Source organism: Sphingomonas sp. CROZ-RG-20F-R02-07, from assembly GCF_022662335.1.
Lineage (GTDB): Bacteria > Pseudomonadota > Alphaproteobacteria > Sphingomonadales > Sphingomonadaceae > Sphingomonas.
In genome coordinates this window covers 1-19,870 of record NZ_JAKNQJ010000025.1, presented here as the reverse complement: position 1 = coordinate 19,870, position 19,870 = coordinate 1, and the positions used below count along the sequence as shown (strand labels likewise).

Here is a 19,870-nt window from a genome sequence, read left to right as displayed (position 1 = left end):
ATGCGAACCGGCCTCCATACCATGGAGACTGGGCTTAAAGGGCAGAGCCTAGCTCGCGATGATCTGCCCTCCGCCAGCGCGGGGGAGCGTCGTTCCTTATGAGTTTGGCGGTCGACGAGGTGGCGTTCGACTGAAGAGGTTGTGAGCGTTGGCGTGCACGGATGCAAACTTCTGTAGCGTCTTCATGCGCCTGAACCGCACCATCGCCCGCGCTCCCGTCGTCGAAAGGGCAGGTGGCTATTCTTCGCGCGGTTGTTGGCCCAGCGACCCACCTCCTGCTTATCAGTGTTGCCAGGCATCTTCATCGCCGCACTATAGGAGCGAAGCCCATCAGTGGTGATCGCCTCGGGACTGCCGTGACGCTCTGGCGCCTTCTTTATGAAGGTGAGCGCTGCCTCCTTGTCCTCGTCTTTGTGACGTAGCTCTCCAGGATCTCGCCCTCGTGATCGACTGCCCGTCAGAGGTAGACCATCTCGTCCAGATGCCAGCGCCAATGACGAAAGCCGCGCATCGCGCTCACCCGCTGGCGGCAATGTCTCCGGCGAATAGCGGCCCGAACCTGTTCCACCACATGCGCACCGTCTTGCGGCAGACATCGAACCCGCGCTCGAACAGCAGGTCTTCGACGTTCCTGAGCGATAGTGGAAAGCGCACGTACATCATGACGACAAGGCGGATCACCTCGGGCGAGGAGTTGAACCGGCGGAACGGGCAGGGCGGCAAAGCTCTGGGTCCACGCGGCATCAAAAGCGGATATCACCGCCCAGACGGGTATGCCACGTTCGTCTGACAGAGCCCGGCCGGCTCCTCGCGCCGGCGGCCCATCATTCGCGCAGTGCATTCTCGTTCAGGCGTGCGATCGGGGTGAAGATATAGGCCATGACCGATCGCGGATCGCCCAGCAGGTTGACGTCGGCGGTCATTCCCGGGCCGATCTGGAGCAGGTGTCCGCTACGATCGCGGAACCGGTCGGCATCGCCCCGGATGCGAACCGTATAGTGGCTTTCGCCCGTCTTCTCGTCGATGGTGGCGTCGGGTGAGATGGTGACGACCTTGCCCTCCATGCCGCCATAGATCGCCGATTCATACGCGCTGATGTTGATCTTCGCGCGCTGGCCGATGCGCACCGATGCGATGTCCTTGGGGCTGACCGCAGCTTCGACCGTCAGCGTATCGACGCTCGGTACGACCTCGGCGATCGGGGCGCCGGGTGCGATGCTCGCTCCGACGGTCGAGACCATCACGCGATTGACGTGCCCCTCGACCGGCGACGTGACGATCGCCCGGCGGACCTTGTCGGCCAGCATCGGTACGCTGCGGCGGCGCGCTGCCATTTCCGCTTGTGCGGCGGTCAAGTCGGTGCCCGCCTGTGCCCGCCATCCTTCGCGCACCTGGCCGAGGCCGGCGCGCGCCTCGGCGACGGCGGATTGCGCGCGGGCGACCGTCGCTGCCGCCTGCATTACCTCGCTCCCCGCCACCGAGGCACTCGACTCGAGCTGGACCAACGTCAGCTGCGGCTCGATGCCGCGCTCGACGAGCGGCCGGATCAACGCCAATTGCCGGTTCGCGGAATCGCGGGAGGCGACCTTCGACTGGTACGCCGCCTGTGCCTCGGCAACCGCGCGTTGCGCCTGCGATTGGCGCGCAGCGGCCGCAGACGACAGGCTCGCCAGATCGCTCATCCGTGCCGCGTGCAAGGCCTGCTCGACGCCGATCTGCTCGGCGACGGCGGCGTTGGCGGGTGTCGGATAGACCGGCGTGCGGCCCGCGATCTCGGCCTCGAGCCGCGCGATCTTGGCGGTCAGCGCGGCGACGGTAATCTCGCTGCTGCCCAGTTCGGCGCCCGTCGCCGTCTGATCCAGCCGGACCAGCGGCTGCCCGGCCTTCACCGCATCGCCTGCATGGACGAGGATCGCGGAGACGATCCCGCCTTCCAGATTGGACACGATCTGCAACCGGCTGCTCGGTACGATCCGGCCTGCCGCGTGGATGGTGCGATCGAGCTTCACGACGCTGGCCCAAACGATGAACAGGCCGATGAAGCCGAGGATGATCCACAGCAGCAGATTGGACGCCATCCGCGGCTTGATCCGGTCGGCAAGGTCTTCGAGATGCGTGTCGGTCATGGCTTCGCTTCGGATCAGGCCGCGGCGCGCGGGCGCTGGAGCTGTTGCAGGACGACGTCGCGCGGACCGTCGTTGACGACCTTGCCGCCATCGATGACGACGATCCGCTCGACCAGCCGGACGAGCGCTGGACGATGCGTGATGAGCACGAAGGTTCGGCCCTTGAGCTCGGTCTCGAGCCGGTCGATCAGCTGCGCCTCGGTCTGCGAGTCCATCGCGCTGGTCGGTTCGTCGAACACCAGGATCGGGGGCTGCCCGGCCAGCGCCCGGGCAATGGCGATCGACTGGCGCTGACCGCCCGACAGGCCTTCCCCGCGATCCGCGAGCAGCAGATCATACCCGTTGGCGATCTGCCCCATGAAACCGTGCGTGCCCGACAGGGCGGTCGCGCGCAGCATCTCCGCGTCGTCGACGGCCGCACGGTCCAGGACGATGTTCTCGCGGACCGATCCGCTGAGCAGCACGCTATCCTGCAGCGCGGTGCCGATCTGGCTGCGCAACGCGATCGGATCGAACTGCCGGATATCGGTTCCGTCGATCATGACGAGCCCGGCTTGCGGGGGATAGAGCCCCAGGATCATCCGGGCGATGGTCGACTTGCCCGATCCCACGCGGCCGAGCAGCGCCACGCGCTGCCCGGCCGGGATGGCGAGGTTGAGCCCGTCGAGCGTCTTCTCCGCCGCGCCGGGATAGCGGAACTCGACACCCCGAAGCTCGATCCGGCCCTCGATCTTTCCCGGCTTCAACGCGTCCGCGCGTGGTCCCTCGGGCGGCTGCTCCATCATCGCGTCGATCTGCCGATAGGCGGTGCGTGTGGCGGACAACCGGGTGAGCAGTTGCGCGATCTGTGCGAGCGGTTGCACCGCACGGCCCGACAGGATCGAACAGGCCACCAGCGCACCCGTCGTCAGACGGTGATCGGCGATCAGGAAAACCCCGGCGACGACGGTGCCCGCATAGGATAGGGTATTGGCCGACCCCGCCACCGTCGTTGCGATCGTCGAGACCAGCCGCTGCCGCATCGCGCTGTCCGAATGCGCCTGGTTCGCGCGCTTCCACCGACGACCGAGCAGCACGCTGGCACCCGATGTCTTGACCATCTCCAACGCGCCGATCGTCTCGACCAACACGCTTTGTTTGTTGAGACCTTCGCTCATCGAGCGCGCCGCCAGCCGATCGAGCGCAGGTCGTGTCATCCAGCCGGCGCCGACGACGATCGGGATCGCCGTGATCGGCACGAACACCAGCCAGCCACCGATCAGGGCGATGAAGATCAGCGTCACGACGATGAACGGTACGTCGACCAGCGCGGTCATCGTGGCGGATGCAAAAAAATCCCGCAGCGTTTCCAGTTCGCGCATCATGCCGGTCAGTGCGCCGGTCGATCCCTTTTTCAAATCGAGGCGGATACCGATCAGCCGCCGAAACACCCGGCCACCGATGTCGTGATCGATGTCCGCACCCGCCAGATCGACGAAATAGGCGCGCAGGATTTTGAGCATGAAATCGAACACGACGACGATCAGCAGGCCGATCGACAGTGCGATCAGCGAATCGAACGCGTTGTTCGGGACGACCCGGTCGTACACCGTCATCGTGAAGAGCGAGGTGACCAGACCGAAGATGTTGATGGTCGCCGCGGCGATGCAAACCTTGATATAGACCGGCCGGTTGCGCCGCATCGGCTCCATCAACCACGCGGCGAAGCGGGGCCGAGGCTCATCGATCGTCATGGCAGGTTCCTGGAAAATGGCGCGATCCGCGTCGGGTGCGGATCGAGCGAACGGGGATCGATCGCGAGCGTCGACAGCAATCGTCCGGTGCGCGCCAGCAGGACGTAGCGCGCGGTATCGAGTTCGATCACCGCCTGGATGTAGCGGGCCGCGACGCCGAAATAGTTGCTCTCGGCACCCAGCAGATCGAACAGGGTGCCGCGCGAAACGCGAAACCGTTCCGCCAGCACATCGCGCGATCGACGGCTGGCGATGTAATTGGCCTCCAACGCGGTACGTGCCTCCTCCAGCGCCTGTACGTCGCTATACGCGATCTGGGCATCGCGTGTCGCGTCTTCGTGCGTCCGCCGGAACCGGGCCTCGGCACCGTCCACGCGCGCGCGCGCCTGTTCGATCCGCTGCGCGGCGCCCCCGCCGATCCGCATGCTGATGGTGACCGTGCCGCGCATGTCGTAGTCGCGCGCGTTTTCGATCACGCCATAGCGCCCGGCGTCGATCGCGCCGCTGAGTTGTGGCAGACGGTCGGCCCGGAGCGCCTTGACGTCGCGCGCCGCGGCGGCCGCACTCAACTGCGTGGCCCGGACCGCAGGCAGGCCGGCGGTGTCGTGGTCGATTCCGGTCGAACCGATCCCGCCGAGATCGGGCACGGGTGCCCGTCCCAGCGAGGGCGGCGCGGCTTCGCCGACGATCGCGGCATATTGCGCCGAGGCGTTGGCGAGCGAACGGCGAAAATCGGCAAGTTGCGCATCCGACGATGCGATGTAGCTGTCCACCTGCGCCACGTCGCCAGATGCCGCGGCGCCTTGTTGCACGCGCTGTTCGATCCGGCTGCGAAGGTCGCGCTGGCTGATCGTGAACGCCTCGCCAAGCCGGACCAGCGCACGATAGCCATAGACATTGTACCACGCGCCGACCGCGCGCAGTGCGAGCTGGCTGCCGGTATCCTCCACACCCGCGATCGTCGCGTCCAGTCGCGCCTGGCTTGCTGCGATCCGCTGGCCGGTCGCGCCGAAATCGATGACCGGCACCTGCACGTGAACGGTGCCGTCGGTCCGGTGATCGGGACGCGAACGTTCGAGGATATTGTTGGGATCGTTCGAAAAGGCGCGGCTGATGATCTTGAAGGTCGACAGCGACAGATCGGCGACGGGGGCTCGCCGCGCGATCGCCTCATTGTGTGCGCCGACCGCTTCCTCCCGTTGCGCGATGGCTTCGTCGAGGCTGGGTGCACGGCGCACGGCCGCGGCGATCACGGCGTCGAACAGGGCCGCCGATGTCTGCACGCGCGCCAGGTGGAGGACGGGATCGGTCGCCGGATCGATCCGCATCGGATCGTTGGTGGGCGCGGGCAGGCCGCCGGGCACCTGCGCCCAGAGGCCACCCTGTTGCGCCATCACCGGTGCCGCCGCCGGCAGCATCGCCTCGCCCCGAACCACGGGAGACTGGATCAACGGCCCGGCGATGCTGGGGGCGGGCAACGGTGCCACCACCGGCGACCGCGGAACCGACGCGGGCGGCAATTCGGGCGAGGGCGGTGCCAGCCGCGGCGTCGCGCCTTGCTGCGGGTTCGCGAGCAGCCCGCCACGCGGGGCGACGATTGGCCCCGGCGGCGGGGTCTGCGCAAAGACCGGACCGGCCATGCCGAACAGCAAGGCGCAACCCAATCCCTCCAACCTGTGGCGCTTTAACTCACCGTGATGACGCATGAACCCAGAACTGATCCAAAATAACGCCTGATCCGCCAACCGGCGGATCAGGATAAGCAGACGCGGTGCCCACGACCGATGCCGATCGTGGGCATGATGGTACGACATCATGCGGTGATGAGGAAATCGTCCGCGTTGAGGCTGGCGAGCGTTACGCCCTGCAGGATCAGCGAGTCGCCGTTGTGCAGATCGATATGCACGCCGTCCGATGCATCGAAGGCACTGGAGCGGACATCAGCGAAGCTGGTGAAGCCTTGGCCATGGAGTTCGATCACGTCGCTGACGCCGGCACCGCCGTGGAAATCGGTGATGACGTCGTTGCCGCTGCCCTTGGTGAACACGAAGTGATCGTTGCCCGAGCCGCCGGTTAGCGTGTCGTTGCCCGACAGGCCCAAGAGGATGTCGTCACCCGCGCCGCCGTTCAGCGTGTCGTTGCCGTTGGTTCCGATCAACATGTCGTTCGCACCGGAGTTGCCGTTGAGGCTGGTGTAGAACGTCTTGGTCTCGGTGGCGCCCACGGCGAGGCTGCCGAAGCTGAACTCCAGCGTGATCGCCTGATCGACGAGTGCCCCGTTCTGATCCACCGGCGTGGCGTAGGCTGACGGTGCATAGACGTCGTAGTTGGCAAAGCCGTAATTCGAAACGTGAGCGGCGTTGTCGAACGCGACCAGATTGACCGATACGCCCGACACCGGCCCCTTCGCCTGCGCCACCGCCAGCGCGTTGCCGCTCGTGGGGTTGGACAGCACGTCGTTGTAGGTCGCGTACTGGCCGTGCTTGTCGGCGTCCTGATCGGGATCGAAGCTGCGCAGGAACCGCACGTCGTTGAGCGCGGTCGTCCCGGTATTCGTCACCGTGATGGTGGTCGAATAATAGGTCGCGTTCGCATCGAGCTGAACGACCTGTTTCACCGCCATCGTGCCGCCACCATAGCTCGCCATGCCGGTCGTCGTCGCCGACAGCGTCGTGCCGACGGTCGTATCGACGGTGGTCGTCGCGATGTCGCCGCGCCCGCTGCGCTGGTCCTGGATGAACGAATGTCCGTTGAAGCCGAACCCGATCGTATCGACCGGCGATCCCGGTAGCGTGAAGTCACCCGATGTGGCCGCCGCGCCCGTCGTCCAGCCGTCCGTATCGACGACGTACGAGATGTTCGTATGGGGCGAACTCGGGTGATAGTTGGACGGTGCGGCGCTCGCGGTGCCGAGCGAACCGGCGCTCGACACGCCGATTTCCATGTAGTTGCCCTGCAGGAACACGTCCTTGCCCACCGTGTCGTGGTCGAACACGCCGACGACCACGGCGACCGTCGCGGTCGAGGTGGCGCCGCTCGGATCGGCGACGGTGTAGGTGAAGCTGTCGTTCCCGGCATAGCCGGCCGCGGAGGTGTAGCTCAGCGTTCCGTCGCTGTTCACGACGACGGTGCCGTGGGCTCCGTTCGTCGCACCGGTGACGGTGATCGTGTCACCTTCCGGATCGGTGTCGTTGGCGAGAACGTTGATGCTCGTCGCCACGCCGGGCAGCGCGAACGTGGAGTCGTCGGCGGCCTTGGGCGCGTCGTTCGCGCCGATGACGGTGATCGTTTCGGTCGCGGTCGCCGTGCCGCCGTGCCCATCGGACACGGTATAGGTGAAGTGGTCGGTCGCGGTCTGCCCGTCCTTCAGATATTGGAACGCGCTGCCCGGCGTGTAGGTGACCCCGCCGCCCGAAAGCACGGCTGTTCCGAGCGTCAAGCCGGTGCCGATCGCGGAGACCGCAAGCGTGTCGCTATGGTCGACATCGCTGGCGCCCACCAGCAGCGCGGCACTGGAGAGTACGACGGATCCGTCCTCGCCAACCGTCGTGGTGCCGCCGGTCGCGACCGGCGCGTCGTTCGTTCCCGTGACGGTGATGGTCAGGTTGGTCGTGGCCGTCGCGCCATATTCGTCGAGCACGCGGTACTGGGCGACGACCGTTTCCGTCTCGCCCTGCGCCAGCGGCTGGTACGCCGCGTTCGACGGATCGAAGCTGTAGCTGCCATCGGCGTTGAGCGTCAGCCCGGCGACCGGGTTGACCAGCGCATAGCTGAGCGTCGCGCCGTGATCGACGTCATAGTCGTTGGTCGCGACCGATCCGGTGACGACCGCACCATCCTCGACCGCGCTGGCGGTATCGGGGGCGGCGACGGGGGTGTCGTTGGTGCCGCCGATCACGAGCGAGACCGTTGCGGTCGACGTGGCGCCGTGGCTGTCGGTAATCGTGTAGGTGAAGCTGTCGGTCGCGTTCTCGTTTTGCGCGAGCGCCTGAAGCGCCGCCGAACCGCGCGGATCATAGGTGAACTGGCCATCGACCAGCGTCACATGGCCGCCGAGCGCCGTCGTCGCGTCGAATGTGGTGATGGCGATCGTGTCGCCATGGTCGACATCATGGTCGTTCGACAGGATCTGCGCGGCCGAGAAGCTGACCGGTGCATCCTCCGTCGTGGCGACATCGGACGGACGGCCGCCAAATTCCTCGACATAGGAGAGGCCGTTGCCGCCGTTCAGGTCGTTCCAGTTGCCGTTGCCGTACATCTGCAGCGAGTCTTCGTAGCCCGACTGATTGGGCTCGCCCGGCTGCCACTGGGTGTAGGTGAAACTGCCGGCTTCGGGACCATCGGCCCAGGCGAAATCGGTCGTGCCCGGCAACAGGTGGCCGCCGATCCAGGCACTGCCGCCACCGGCATTGTTGAGCAGGCCTGTGACGAAATTGTCTTCCGCGGCGCTCGTGATGGTGGCGAGATACGCGCCATCCGTATGGGCGGCTGCGTTCGCATCGCTCCACGACGATCCGGCGGTGACGACCCGGTAATAATGGCCGTTGTCGGCGTCCTGAACCCAACCTGCGCCGGGCGGAACGGCGGTGATGCTATCATTCGCGGCGACCGGCGCGTCGTTGATGCCGGTGACGGTGACGGTCAGCGTCGAATGATCGGTTGCGCCATGATCGTCGGTGACGGTGTAGTTGGCGACGACGGTCTGCACCTCGCCCGCGGCAAGCGGCTGATAGGCGGTATTGGACGGATCGAAGCTGTAGCTGCCATCCTCATTGATCGTCAGCCCGGCGACCGGGGCATCGAGCGTATAGTGCAGCAGCGTGGAGGCGGTATCGACGTCATGGTCGTTGGTCGCGACCGAACCTGTCACGATCGGCGCATCCTCCGTCGTCGTTGCGGTGTCCGGCGCGGCGACCGGCGCATCGTTTACCGAAATGACGGTGATGCCGTAATCGGCATGCGCGGCGAGCGCGCCGCCGAGGCCGCTGTTGCCATTGTCGTTGATATCGACCGACAAGGTGTCTTGGCCGTTATAGTTCGCGTCGGGCGCATATCCGATCGTGCCGACTGCGGCGTTGATCGCGGCGAGCGTGCCGGTCACGACCAGCGTATGGCCATCGCTGGTCACGGTCAGACCATCGGTTGCTGCCAGCGACAGCGTGCCGTGCAGGACGCCGAGGGTAACGGTTTCCACCGCGCCGTTCGCATCGACATCGGCGAACGACAGCCCGGTGATGGCGAGGCTGTGATCTTCCAGCGTGCTGAGGCCCGGCGGAGTGCCGCCGCCGCCGGCATAGGCGACGCCCTGCTCCAGCAGCTGGTCGAAGGCACCCGATGTGTTCGACGTGGCGTCGCCGAAGCCCAGCCCGTAATTGCCGCCCAGATTGACGAGATGAACGCCGCTCGCGGTCGTCTCGATGCTCGCGGCGTAACCCGTTCCATATTCGTAGGAATAGAGGCTGGTGAATGTGTTGAGCGCGGTGGCCCCGGCATCCAGGATGACGCCGGCATACAGACCGCCGGCGGCATCGGCACTGGGTACGCCAGCGGTGACGGCGCTAGACGTGTCATAGGTCAGCGCGCCGTTCGTGTAGCTGTAGGGCTCGCCATATGGGCCCGAACCGCCTTGTGCGAGCGGCGTGACCGAATCCAGCGCATTGGCAGCGGCCGAACCATTGCCGAGAATATAAGTCATCTTATACTCTGTGAGGCCAAAGGTGACGACGCCACCGGCGCCACTGGCTGCATAGTCGGCAAGTGCCGTGAAATAGGTCTGGCCGGGATTTTCGTAGTAGGCGGTGGCGTCGATAACGACGTTATACTTAGCCAGGTCGGCCGAAGAACCAATGCTGCTCGCCTGAACTTCATGAACATCGAAGGTGTAGGCGCTGCTGTCTGCCAGCTGCGAGATGATCTGTGCAGCTTCGCCCGCAGAGGTATCGATCACCGCGACGTGGATCACACCGGTCGGTGCCGTGGTGGCCGTGGCCGGCGGCAGCGCGTTCATCGGCTGGCCGATCGTCGGCGCATCGTTCACGGCCGTCACGCCGACCGTCAGCGTCGACTGGGCGGTCGCGCCGAATTCGTCGGTGACGGTGTAGTGCGCGACGACCGGCGTCGTGCCCGCGGGAAGCCCCTGATAGGCGGCGTTCGAGGCATCGAAGCTGTAGCTGCCATCGGTGCCGAGCGTCAGCCCCGCGACCGGCGCATCCAGGGTATAGTGCAGCACCGCGCCATGATCGACGTCATGGTCGTTGGTCGCGACCGAGCCGGTGACGACCTTGTCCTCCAGCACGGCATTGGTGTCGGCGACCGCGACCGGCGTGTCGTTGGTGCCGGTAACGGTGACGGTCAGCGTCGATACGGCGGAAACGCCATGCTCGTCGGTGACGGTGTAGTTGGCGGTGACGACCTGCGTCTCGCCCTGAGCCAGTGCCTGGTACGCGGCATTCGATGGATCGAATGCGTAATGGCCTTGCGCATCGATCGTCAGGCCGGCAACCGGCGCATTGAGTACGTAGCTCAGCACCGCGCCATGATCGACATCGACGTCGTTGGTCGCCACGCTGCCGGTGACGACCGCGCCGTCTTCCGTGGCGGCCGCCACGTCGGCGATCGCAACCGGTGCATCGTTGGTGCCGGTGACCGTCACGGTCAGCGTCGAGACCGCGGTCGCGCCATGGTCGTCGGTGACGGTGTAGTTGGCGGTGACGATCTGCGTCTCGCCCTGCGCCAGCGCCTGGTATGCGGCGTTGGAGGCATCGAAGCTATAGCTGCCGTCGGTGTTGAGCGTCAGCCCGGCGACCGGGGCGTTCAGCGCGTAGCTGAGCACCGCGCCGTGATCGATATCGTGGTCGTTGGTCGCGACGCTGCCTGTGACGAGGGGGCCGTCCTCGGTCGCCGTCGCCACGTCAGCCACCGCGACGGGAGCATCGTTGGTGCCGGTAACGGTGATCGTCAGCGTCGACGTGGCCGTCGCGCCGTGCTCGTCGGCGACGGTATAGGTCGCGGTGACGGCCTGGACTTCGCCCTGCGCGAGCGCCTGATAGGCGGCGTTCGCGGGGTCGAAGCTATAGCTGCCGTTCGGGTTGAGCGTCAGCCCGGCGACCGGGGCGTTCAGCGCATAGCTGAGCGTCGCGCCATGATCGACATCGTAATCATTGGTTGCGACGCTGCCGGTGATCGCGGGCGCATCCTCGCTCGTGGCGGCGACATCGGCCATCGCGACCGGCGCGTCATTGGTGCCGGTGACGGTGATGACGAGCGCCGAATATGCCGTCGCGCCTTGTTCGTCCGTGACTGCATAATTGGCGACCACGGTCAGCGTCTCGCCCTGGGCGAGCGACTGATAGGCCGCGTTCGAAGGATCGAAGGCGTAATGGCCATCGGTGGCGAGCGTCAGCCCGGCGACGGGCGTCGGCAAGGCATAGGTCAGGACGGCGCCATGATCGACGTCATGGTCGTTGGTCGCGACGCTGCCTGCGACGATGGCGCCGTCTTCGGTCGCCGTCGTCACGTCCACCATGGCGACGGGGGCGTCGTTGGTGCCCGCGACGGTGATCGTCAGCGTCGACTGCGCGGTCGCGCCGTGATCGTCCGTCACCGTGTAATGCGCGACGACCACCTGCGTCTCGCCCTTGGCTAACGGCTGGTAGGCGACGTTCGAGGGATCGAAACTGTAGCTGCCATCGGCCTTGAGCGTCAGCCCCGCCACCGGCGCATCGAGCGAGAAGGTGCGGGTCGCGCCGTGATCGACATCGCTGTCGTTTACACCGACATTGCCGGTGATCGCGGGCTGATCCTCGACAGTCGAGGCGACGTCGGCAACGGCGATGGGGGCGTCGTTGGTGCCGGTCACCGTGATCGTCAGCGTCGACGTGGCCGTGGCACCATGATCGTCGGTGACGGTGTAGCTGGCGACGACGGTCTGGACCTCGCCCTGGGCGAGCGCCTGGTACGCGGCGTTCGATGGGTCGAACGCATAGCTGCCATCCGCCTTCAGCGTCAGGCCTGCAACCGGCGCATTCAGTGCATAGCTGAGCATCGCACCGTGATCGATATCGCTATCGTTCGTTGCAACCGATCCGACGACGCTCGCGCCGTCCTCGGTGGCAGGTGCCGCCACGTCGGCGACGGCGACGGGCGCATCGTTGGTGCCGGTGACCGTGATGGTCAGTGTCGACGTGGCCGTGGCACCATGATCGTCGGTGACGGTGTAGCTGGCGACGACGGTCTGGACCTCGCCCTGCGCGAGCGCCTGGTACGCCGCGTTCGAGGGATCGAAACTGTAGCTGCCATCGGCCTTGAGCGTCAGCCCGGCGACCGGCGCGTTGAGCGCGAAGGTCCGCGTGGCGCCGTGGTCGACGTCGTAATCGTTCGCACCGACATTGCCGGTGACGACGGCGCCGTCCTCGGTTGCGGTCGCGACATCTGCGACCGCAATCGGCGCGTCGTTCGTGCCGGTAACGGTGATCGTCAGTGTCGAGACGGCCGTCGCGCCGTGATCGTCGGTGACGGTGTAGCTGGCGGTGACGGTCTGCACCTCGCCCTGCGCGAGCGCCTGGTACGCCGCGTTCGAGGCATCGAAGCTGTAGCTGCCATCGGCCTTCAGCGTCAGCCCTGCGACCGGAGCGTTGAGCGCGAAGGTGCGCGTGGCGCCGTGATCGACATCGTAGTCGTTCGCGCCGACGTTGCCGGTGACGACGGCGCCGTCCTCGGTCGCCGTCGCGACATCCGCAACCGCAACCGGCGCGTCGTTCGTGCCGGTAACGGTGATCGTCAGTGTCGAGACGGCCGTCGCGCCGTGATCGTCGGTGACGGTGTAGTTGGCGGTGACGGTCTGCACCTCGCCCTGCGCGAGAGCCTGGTACGCCGCGTTCGAGGCATCGAAGCTGTAGCTGCCATCGGCCTTCAGCGTCAGCCCGGCGACCGGGGCGTTGAGCGCGAAGGTCCGCGTGGCGCCGTGATCGACGTCGTAATCGTTCGCGCCGACATTGCCGGTGACGACGCTGTCTTCGTTGACCGCGGCGGTATCGGCGATAGCGACCGGCGCATCGTTGGTGCCCGTGATCTTGATCGTCAGCGTGGACGTGGCCGTCGCGCCGTGATCGTCGGTGACGGTGTACGTCGCGACGACGGTCTGGACCTCGCCCAGCGCCAGAGCCTGATAGGCCGCGTTGCCGGGGTTGAAGCTGTAGCTGCCGTCCTTGTTGAGCGTCAGCCCCGCGACCGGTGCGTTCAGCGCATAGCTCAGCACCGCGCCATGATCGACATCGCTGTCGTTGGCCGCGACCGAGCCGGTGACGGCGGCGCCGTCTTCCGTCGCTGGCGCGCTGACGTCGGCGACCGCGACCGGCGCATCGTTGGTGCCGGTGATCGTGACCGTGACGACCTGCGACGTCGTGCCACCGTGATTGTCGGCGACGGTGACGGTATATTGCTGGGTCAGCGTCTCGCCCTGAGCGAGATTCTGGATCGTCGCATTGTCGACGGCGAATGCCCAGTGGACGTTGCCCGCGCCGGTGCCGGTCGCGGCCTTGTCGATCGTGCTGGTGAAGGTGCCGAGATAGCCGCTTGCCGCCGGAGCGAACGACACGGTGTGCGTGTCGATCACGTCGACATCGCCGAAGCCGATGTTGCCGGCCACCGCCGTCGCCCCGTCCTCGGTCACCGCACCCGTCGCGGTGGCGGTCGTGATCGTCGGCGCGTCTTCGGTGCCGGTCAGCGTGACGGTCACGTCCTGCGTCGTAGTCGCGCCGAACTTGTCGGTCAGCGTCAGCGTGTAGGTCTGCGTCGCGGTCTGGCCGGCCGCGAGCTTCTGGACGGTCGCGTTGTCAGCGGCGAATGACCAGTTGATCGTGCCCTGGTTGTTCTGGTCGGTGGTGTTTTCCGACACGCTGGCGGTCAGCGTGCCGAAGCCGCCGGCGGGGGCGAAGCCGGTGGGCGCGTTGCCCGACACGACGACCTTCGCTGCGCCGACCGACACCGTATGCGTATCGGTCAGATCGGCATCCATGAAGGTGATCGCGCCCTTGCCCGTCAGCGTCGCGGCCGCATCCTCGGTCACCGCCGCGGTGGTCGTTCCCGACACGATCGACGGGCCGTCATTGTTGCCGGTGATGGTGATGGTGACGGTCGCGGTCGACGTGTCGCCATCGGCATCGGTCACGGTGTAGGTGAAGGTGTCATATGCCTTCTCGCCCTGCGCCAGGTACTGATAATAGGTGGCGTTGGGGGTGTAGACGACGTTGGCGACGGGGTTCGCCGGATCGGTGTAGCTTTGCGACAGCGTGACGGTGCCGTGCGCGGCGGTGCCGACGGTGACGTTGCGGACCAGATCGGGCACCGAGTCGTTGGCCAGCACGTTGAACGCCAGCCTGGCATGATCCTCGTCGGTGGTGATCGCATCGGCGCGCGCGGTCACCGCTTCGTCGCGCGGATCGAGCGTCAGGCCGTCCACGACGACGACGAACTTCTCGACGCGGCTGACGATCAGATCGAACGCGGCGAACGAGAAGGTGCCGTTGAAATCGCTGTTGCCGAACAGCTTGTTGGGCAGATTGTAGAGCTGGTTCGGCTCGGCTGCCAGGAACGCGACGTAGCGCGCCACATCGGCCTGAACGTCCGAGCGCAGCCATTCGTCGCGGGTGAACACCAGCTTCAGCGTATCGGTGCCGGTGCCGCCGTCGATGGTGCTGACGGGATGGCAGAACGCGGCGGATCCCGCGCCATGATCGGCATAGCGGTAGATCAGCGTATCGTTGCCGTCGTCGCCGAACAGCGCATCGGTGCCGGTGCCGCCGTCGAGCGTATCGTCGCCGGAGCCGCCATGGAGGATATCGTTGCCGGCGCCGCCCAGCAGCGTGTCGTTGCCGGTGCCGCCATCGAGATAATCGTCGCCGTCGCCCCCGTCGACATAATCGTCGCCGGCCCCCGCATAGATGAAATCGTTACCCGCCGCGCCATAGATATGGTCGTTGCCGGACCCGCCGTTGAGCAGGTTCGCCTTGGCCGTACCGTAGATCGTCTGGTCGTTGCTGGTGCCGATAGCCATCGTCGTCTCTCCGTCCAAGAATGCAGGCGGAAAGGCGCGAGACACGAAAGTCGGCCGACGCGCGCACGCCGATCGGCGCGCGCACAACTCTACGGCGAAGGCGCACCTTCGTCGCATCGCCAGCCATTAAAGAGAAGGACATCCGGTGGCTTGGCCACGTGTCCACCCCACCCCGTTTCGCCCGACAAAGAGCGATTCCCCAAACCCCTCAGCCTCCCGACCGGCAATCGGCCGGGTAGTCCTGACGGGACTGATAAACCCTTATGGCCGGAATGGGATTGTCCAAAAATCCAAATTCGTTGACCGAGCGTCAACCATTGTCGCTTTGATGGTTAACCGCGTTCGCTGATAACGCCGTCTTGCGGACAGCGCTCGCCGTGCGTCCGAACATGCGGCGGAATGCGCGGGAAAAATGTGCTTCGCTGGAAAAGCCATAGGCAAAGGCGATTTCCGAAATCCGACGCTGATCGTCGTCGTTCGTCAACGCCGAAAGCGAGGCCTCGAGTCGTCGGCGCCAGATGAAGCGCGCGACGCCGCCGAACGGCTCGAACGCCGCATATAGATCCGATCGCGATACTTTGAGCTGCGCGACCAGCCGGTTGGGCGTGAGATCGTCCGATCCCAGCCGAGCGTCGATCATCTTCGTCGCTTGGTCGATCAGCGTCGCGTGACGGTTGGGCGCCGGGATGGTGCCCGCGGCCGGTTCGCGGTCGAGCGTAAACAGAACGAGATCGATGAAGATCTTCGTCAGCGTCAGCGCCGCCTTCTCGGACGGACGCGCGGCCTGGCCCAGAAGCACGCGGATAGTGGCAGCGATCAGATCGCTTTTGGGTGGCCGTATGACGTCGCCGTGCAGCACGTCGAGGTCCGCGACATGGGAGGCGAGCATCGATCGCGGAATCGCAACATCGATGACATGTCGTGGTTCGCGATCGATCACGCTGAAGGGTTGCGCGAAATCCAGGATCAGGATGGTGCCGGGATCGCTCGCTACATGCCTCCCCGCGGCATTGCCGGTCGATGCGCCGCCCAGTGCAAGCTGAATGCCGATATGGTCGTCGCCGTCGTGAGCGATCAGCGCCGGGGTTCGGTCCGAACGGCGCGGCGACGCCTCGCGTTCGACCATGCGCAATGCACCGATCTCGGTCACGGCGACACGGGCGAAGATGGGTTCTGCCAAGAGCGTCGTGTTCAGTGCGCGGTCGACAGGATCGCGATGTTCGTCGCGCATGCGGCTGGGCGACACGCCCCGCGTTCCCGCATCGGCCCACGTTCCCGCATCAGCGACGCTGCCCGACATCATGCCCGTCGCCATCAATCCCCCAATGCTCGCTACCCGGCTCGCGTCAAAAGCATGTGGCGCAGAGCGATGCAGGCCGACCAGCGGCGTGCGAAGGACGCGGCTGTTACCATCGGCGGATTGTTAATGCCGCGTTCAGCCTGCTGCCAAGCGCAATCATGGTGCGACCCTCTGTTTTCTAAGGATTTGACGTGCGGGCGCTGCCGCGATCGTCGCCGACCTTCCTAAACCGAACGGTCGCAGGCGCGAATCGGCGAGGAAGCCGACGCCGCGTGATCGGCGTCGGGGCGCCCATTTGCATCCGGGCGGCGTTGCGTTTAGCCATCCGCCATCCGGATAACGCGGCTCTGCGCAGGAACCTGTCATCCGGGCGTGCGACGGGATGGCAATGGAGGAATGCGAACATCCTAGTCGATCACGCTGCAGGTGGCACCAACAGTCCCGGCGCGACTCCCGGTGCGTTCGTCGTGTCCGCAGGCAAGCGGATGCGCTACGACGTTCCCGCAAGCGCGTTGGCCGCGTGCGTCACTGGCTATGCCATCTATATCGATGAGGGCCGTGCGCCGCTCGCGAACTGGTTTCTCCCAGCGCAACCCATGATCGTCCTTTTGCTGGACGCGGGACCGGTCACCGTTCACCTCCGCAAACAGACCATCGCCGATCTGGATCGTGCAACGCTGTGGGGCCCGACCAGCCAGGCCTTTCGCATCGAAACGCGCGGCGGGATTTCGGTTGGGATCGGCCTGAGCGCCGAAGGCTGGATACGGCTGACCGGCCGTTCGGCGAAAGATGCGCTCGATCAGGTGACGCCGCTGGTGCAAACCATGCAGCCCGGTGCCGTGCAGGCGTTGCTCGGAACGCTGGACGCGCTCGACGACGATGCGGCGATCGCGCCCGCGCTGGATCGCCTTTTCTCCGATGGCTTCGGCCCCGCTCCCCGGGGCGCGGACTCGGCGCGTCGGCTTGCGAAATTGATCCTCACCGAAGATGTCATCAACGTCGCGCGGGTCGCTGAACGTCTGGGGCTCGACATCTGGACGCTGGGGCGACTCTCCACCCGCTATTTCGGCATGCCCGTAAAGTCTCTGCTGTTGAGGGCGCGGTTCATACGGTCCTTCACGCGGTGGCTGGCGGACGGCGAGCCCGTTTCCTACCACGGCATCGACGAGAGTTACCACGGCGCTTCGCATTTTCTGCGCGATGCCGCGCGCTATCTCGGCTCCACGCCGCGGCGTTTCGCCAAGCAGGAAACGACGTTCTTGCGCGCCAGCATCCGTGCGCGCCATGCCGTTCTGGGCGCCGCGGCCCATGTCTTGCACCGTTTTTAAACGGCTGCACCGGATTTCCTTTCGATAGCAAACCGATCCGATCTTCGTCGGACAATATCGCCGTCCGGCAATGTATCGCCGGACCGATCCACGAGCGACGATGGCGCAAATTCCGCCGCCCATCGCCGGTACGCGGCAGCCTTCACGTCGTCAGCGCGGTCTCCGTGTCGCGTTCCGCCTGCTCGATCAGGGCGATGGTCGCCGCGCGGACGGCGGGGGCGTCGCCGGCGGCGATCGCCTCGAACGGGGCGCGGTGTTCGGACATCGGGTCGCGAGGCATGCGCTGGCGGCGAAACTTGAAATAGGTCGTCCAGCGGACCGCCGCGGTGATGCTGCCGGACAGATCCACCACCAACTCGCTGCCCGTCGCCTCCAGGGTGATCGCATCGAATTGCTGGTCGGCGGCCTGCCCCTCCTCCGTCGCGAGCTTATGTTCGTCCATCACCTCGAGCGCATGCCTCATGCGCGACAATTGGCGCGACGTCCGGCTTGCGGCGGCCAGTTCGGCGGCTTAGGCAAAGAAGGTGTCGCCTCACACACTCCCGTCCTGCCACGGATTTCGGGAACCGTATCAATCCAGAACGGCGTTTTCGGACGGTCTCCTTCCTAATTTGCAACTTTGAATAAACCGATCAGAAAGCATTCAGCTTCGCGGTAGCAAGCTCTACTTGCTTGACTCACTTGGGAGAACCACATTGAAGCGCGTCGCGCTCGTCGCCCTCGCTGTCTCCGCCACGCTCGCTTGCAGTCCAGCGCGGGCGCAGTCGCCGGCAGACTTCTCCGCCATCGATGCCAAGCTCAAAGCGTGCTCCGACAGCAATCCCAACAATCAGGGAGTTTCAAATTGCACCGTGGCAGCGATAGCAGCCGCCAACCGGCGGCTAAATGACGTATATACCGGAGCGCTGAACACCTTGAACCATCCGGGGCCGCATTCCGCGCCGTATAATCCCGAGATCCCAAAGCGGTTGATTGTCGCAGAGCGCGCGTGGATCGCGTTTAGGGATGCGGAGTGCAGCTACAAAGAAACCGTCGCGCTCGGTGGGACCGGCGAAGGCTACGCCTCCGTAGCCTGCCTCTACGAACAAACGAAAGCGCGGGTGAAGGCGTTGATGGCGCCTGACGAGCCACATATCGCGCGGTAGCCAGCCGCCGACCGCCTTGAGTTGGTGGTCAGCGGAAGGGCGGCTTTCATGGAGCCATGCGGCATGAGCCGTCTTTCCTGAAAACGAACGGCCAGCGACACGGTGCGGGCTTTCCCGTTGGGATCGAAAAACGGGAAAGACTTGAGTCGTTCCGGGTATCAAAACCGGTCGCGGTCGTAGAAGCCGAAAAGTGTAAATAGGCTTTGAACCGGGAACCTCGATCGGCGTCGAAGAGGGACCCCCTAACAGCGTTGAGCCGACGTCGATGATGGAGTGCCGTTCGCGGTGCTCGCGGCGTAGGGAGGGCGTAGCCCGACCCGAGGCGCGAGCACCGCGAACGGCTCTTTCTGGGTACCGTTCCGGGATCAGCTGCGGTTCTTGAAGCGCCAGCTGTCGTTGCCGGTTTCGACGATGTCGCAGTGGTGAGTGATGCGATCGAGCAGCGCGGTCGTCATTTTGGGATCGCCGAACACGCTGGGCCATTCGCCGAACGTCAGGTTGGTGGTGATGATCACCGAGGTGTGCTCGTAGAGCTTGCTGATCAGGTGGAACAGCAGCTGGCCGCCCGAGCGGGCGAACGGCAGATAGCCAAGCTCGTCGAGCACCACGAGCTCGTGGCGACGCAGCTGAGCCGCGAGCGCGCCGGCCTTGCCGATCCGCGTCTCCTCCTCGAGCTGCGTCACCAGGTCGACGGTGTTGAAGTAGCGACCGCGGGCACCGGCGCGGATGACGCTGGCGGCGATCGCGCTGGCGAGGTGGGTCTTGCCGGTGCCCGTGCCTCCGACCAGCACGACGTTGCGGCGGCCTGGCAGGAACGAGCCTGCGTGAAGCGAACGCACCAGCCCTTCGTTGATCGAGGTGTTCTCGAACACGAACGCGTCGAGGTCCTTCACAACCGGCAGCCTGGCAGCCGTCATGCGGTAGCGGATCGAGGCGGCGTGGCGATGCGCGCCCTCGGCGCGCAACAGTTGGGCACCCCCAATAACCCTGGCGCGATCCGGCCGGAGATGATTCAATGCGCCTGACGGCAGGAGGCGGCAGATGCGTCAGGCGGGATTGTTCGGGTTATCGGATCAGCTGAGGCGATTGTCGGATTGCGGGGACCCGCTGGAGACGATGAGCCGGGTAGTAGACTTCGAGATATTTCGCCCGGCGCTGGAGAAGGCGCTGGCGTACGGCGACGGA

Annotated in this window: 10 protein-coding genes and 2 pseudogenes; 3 read left to right on the top strand and 9 right to left on the bottom strand. The window is 65.6% G+C overall.

Going from position 1 to position 19,870, the window contains the following annotated elements; genetic code table 11:
• Positions 1 to 182 precede the first annotated feature (182 nt).
• The 7 genes from L8H00_RS17970 to L8H00_RS17940 all read right to left on the bottom strand — a co-directional run bounded on the left by L8H00_RS17970 (position 183) and on the right by L8H00_RS17940 (position 16,227).
• Positions 183 to 596 carry a DDE-type integrase/transposase/recombinase gene (locus tag L8H00_RS17970; protein WP_242098676.1) on the bottom strand — a complete coding sequence of 138 codons (414 nt, stop codon included), beginning with the start codon at positions 594 to 596 and terminating at the stop codon, positions 183 to 185.
• Positions 517 to 744 carry a hypothetical protein gene (locus tag L8H00_RS17965; RefSeq protein ID WP_242098677.1) on the bottom strand — a complete coding sequence of 76 codons (228 nt, stop codon included), beginning with the start codon at positions 742 to 744 and terminating at the stop codon, positions 517 to 519. The genes L8H00_RS17970 and L8H00_RS17965 overlap by 80 nt, the downstream gene beginning before the upstream one ends.
• 80 nt (positions 745 to 824) lie before the next feature.
• Positions 825 to 2,126 carry an HlyD family type I secretion periplasmic adaptor subunit gene (locus tag L8H00_RS17960; protein ID WP_242098675.1) on the bottom strand — a complete coding sequence of 434 codons (1,302 nt, stop codon included), beginning with the start codon at positions 2,124 to 2,126 and terminating at the stop codon, positions 825 to 827.
• A 14-nt stretch (positions 2,127 to 2,140) separates the two neighbouring features.
• The gene (locus tag L8H00_RS17955; protein WP_242098674.1) at positions 2,141 to 3,859 is read right to left on the bottom strand and encodes a type I secretion system permease/ATPase; all 1,719 of its coding nucleotides are present in this window, start codon (positions 3,857 to 3,859) and stop codon (positions 2,141 to 2,143) included.
• Positions 3,856 to 5,499, bottom strand: coding sequence for a TolC family protein (locus L8H00_RS17950; protein ID WP_242098673.1), 1,644 nt, complete (start codon positions 5,497 to 5,499; stop codon positions 3,856 to 3,858). The genes L8H00_RS17955 and L8H00_RS17950 overlap by 4 nt, the downstream gene beginning before the upstream one ends.
• Before the next feature lie 173 nt (positions 5,500 to 5,672).
• Positions 5,673 to 14,912, bottom strand: a complete 9,240-nt coding sequence (locus L8H00_RS17945) for a VCBS domain-containing protein (protein WP_242098672.1) — start codon at positions 14,910 to 14,912, stop codon at positions 5,673 to 5,675.
• 310 nt (positions 14,913 to 15,222) lie between these two features.
• Entirely contained in the window at positions 15,223 to 16,227 is a 1,005-nt protein-coding gene (locus tag L8H00_RS17940; RefSeq protein ID WP_242098671.1) for a helix-turn-helix domain-containing protein, read from the bottom strand.
• Between the two features lie 176 nt (positions 16,228 to 16,403).
• Here L8H00_RS17940 and L8H00_RS17935 point away from each other — a divergent pair, with 176 nt between their 5' ends.
• Entirely contained in the window at positions 16,404 to 17,540 is a 1,137-nt protein-coding gene (locus L8H00_RS17935) for a helix-turn-helix domain-containing protein (RefSeq protein ID WP_242098670.1), read from the top strand.
• 142 nt (positions 17,541 to 17,682) lie between these two features.
• On the opposite strand, the gene L8H00_RS17930 is transcribed toward L8H00_RS17935, so the two are convergent.
• Positions 17,683 to 18,042, bottom strand: a complete 360-nt coding sequence (locus tag L8H00_RS17930) for an FCD domain-containing protein (protein WP_277924563.1) — start codon at positions 18,040 to 18,042, stop codon at positions 17,683 to 17,685.
• A gap of 193 nt (positions 18,043 to 18,235) precedes the next feature.
• Here L8H00_RS17930 and L8H00_RS17925 point away from each other — a divergent pair, with 193 nt between their 5' ends.
• Entirely contained in the window at positions 18,236 to 18,685 is a 450-nt protein-coding gene (locus tag L8H00_RS17925) for a lysozyme inhibitor LprI family protein (RefSeq protein ID WP_242098668.1), read from the top strand.
• Positions 18,686 to 19,050: 365 nt separating this feature from the next.
• Here the strand turns inward: L8H00_RS17925 and istB are convergent.
• Positions 19,051 to 19,674 (bottom strand): annotated as a pseudogene (gene istB / locus L8H00_RS17920) (IS21-like element helper ATPase IstB); the annotation flags it as partial.
• 52 nt (positions 19,675 to 19,726) lie between these two features.
• Between istB and L8H00_RS17915 the strand changes: the two are divergent.
• A pseudogene (locus tag L8H00_RS17915) lies at positions 19,727 to 19,870 on the top strand (IS5/IS1182 family transposase); the annotation flags it as partial.

Bases quoted from the DNA above. Each gene is read 5' to 3' on its own strand.
- L8H00_RS17945 (WP_242098672.1), bottom strand. From the start codon at position 14,912: ATGGCTATCGGCACCAGCAACGACCAGACGATCTACGGTACGGCCAAG.
- L8H00_RS17960 (WP_242098675.1), bottom strand. From the start codon at position 2,126: ATGACCGACACGCATCTCGAAGACCTTGCCGACCGGATCAAGCCGCGG.
- L8H00_RS17955 (WP_242098674.1), bottom strand. From the start codon at position 3,859: ATGACGATCGATGAGCCTCGGCCCCGCTTCGCCGCGTGGTTGATGGAG.
- L8H00_RS17970 (WP_242098676.1), bottom strand. From the start codon at position 596: ATGTCTGCCGCAAGACGGTGCGCATGTGGTGGAACAGGTTCGGGCCGC.
- L8H00_RS17950 (WP_242098673.1), bottom strand. From the start codon at position 5,499: ATGGCCGGTCCGGTCTTTGCGCAGACCCCGCCGCCGGGGCCAATCGTC.
- L8H00_RS17965 (WP_242098677.1), bottom strand. From the start codon at position 744: ATGCCGCGTGGACCCAGAGCTTTGCCGCCCTGCCCGTTCCGCCGGTTC.
- L8H00_RS17940 (WP_242098671.1), bottom strand. From the start codon at position 16,227: ATGGCGACGGGCATGATGTCGGGCAGCGTCGCTGATGCGGGAACGTGG.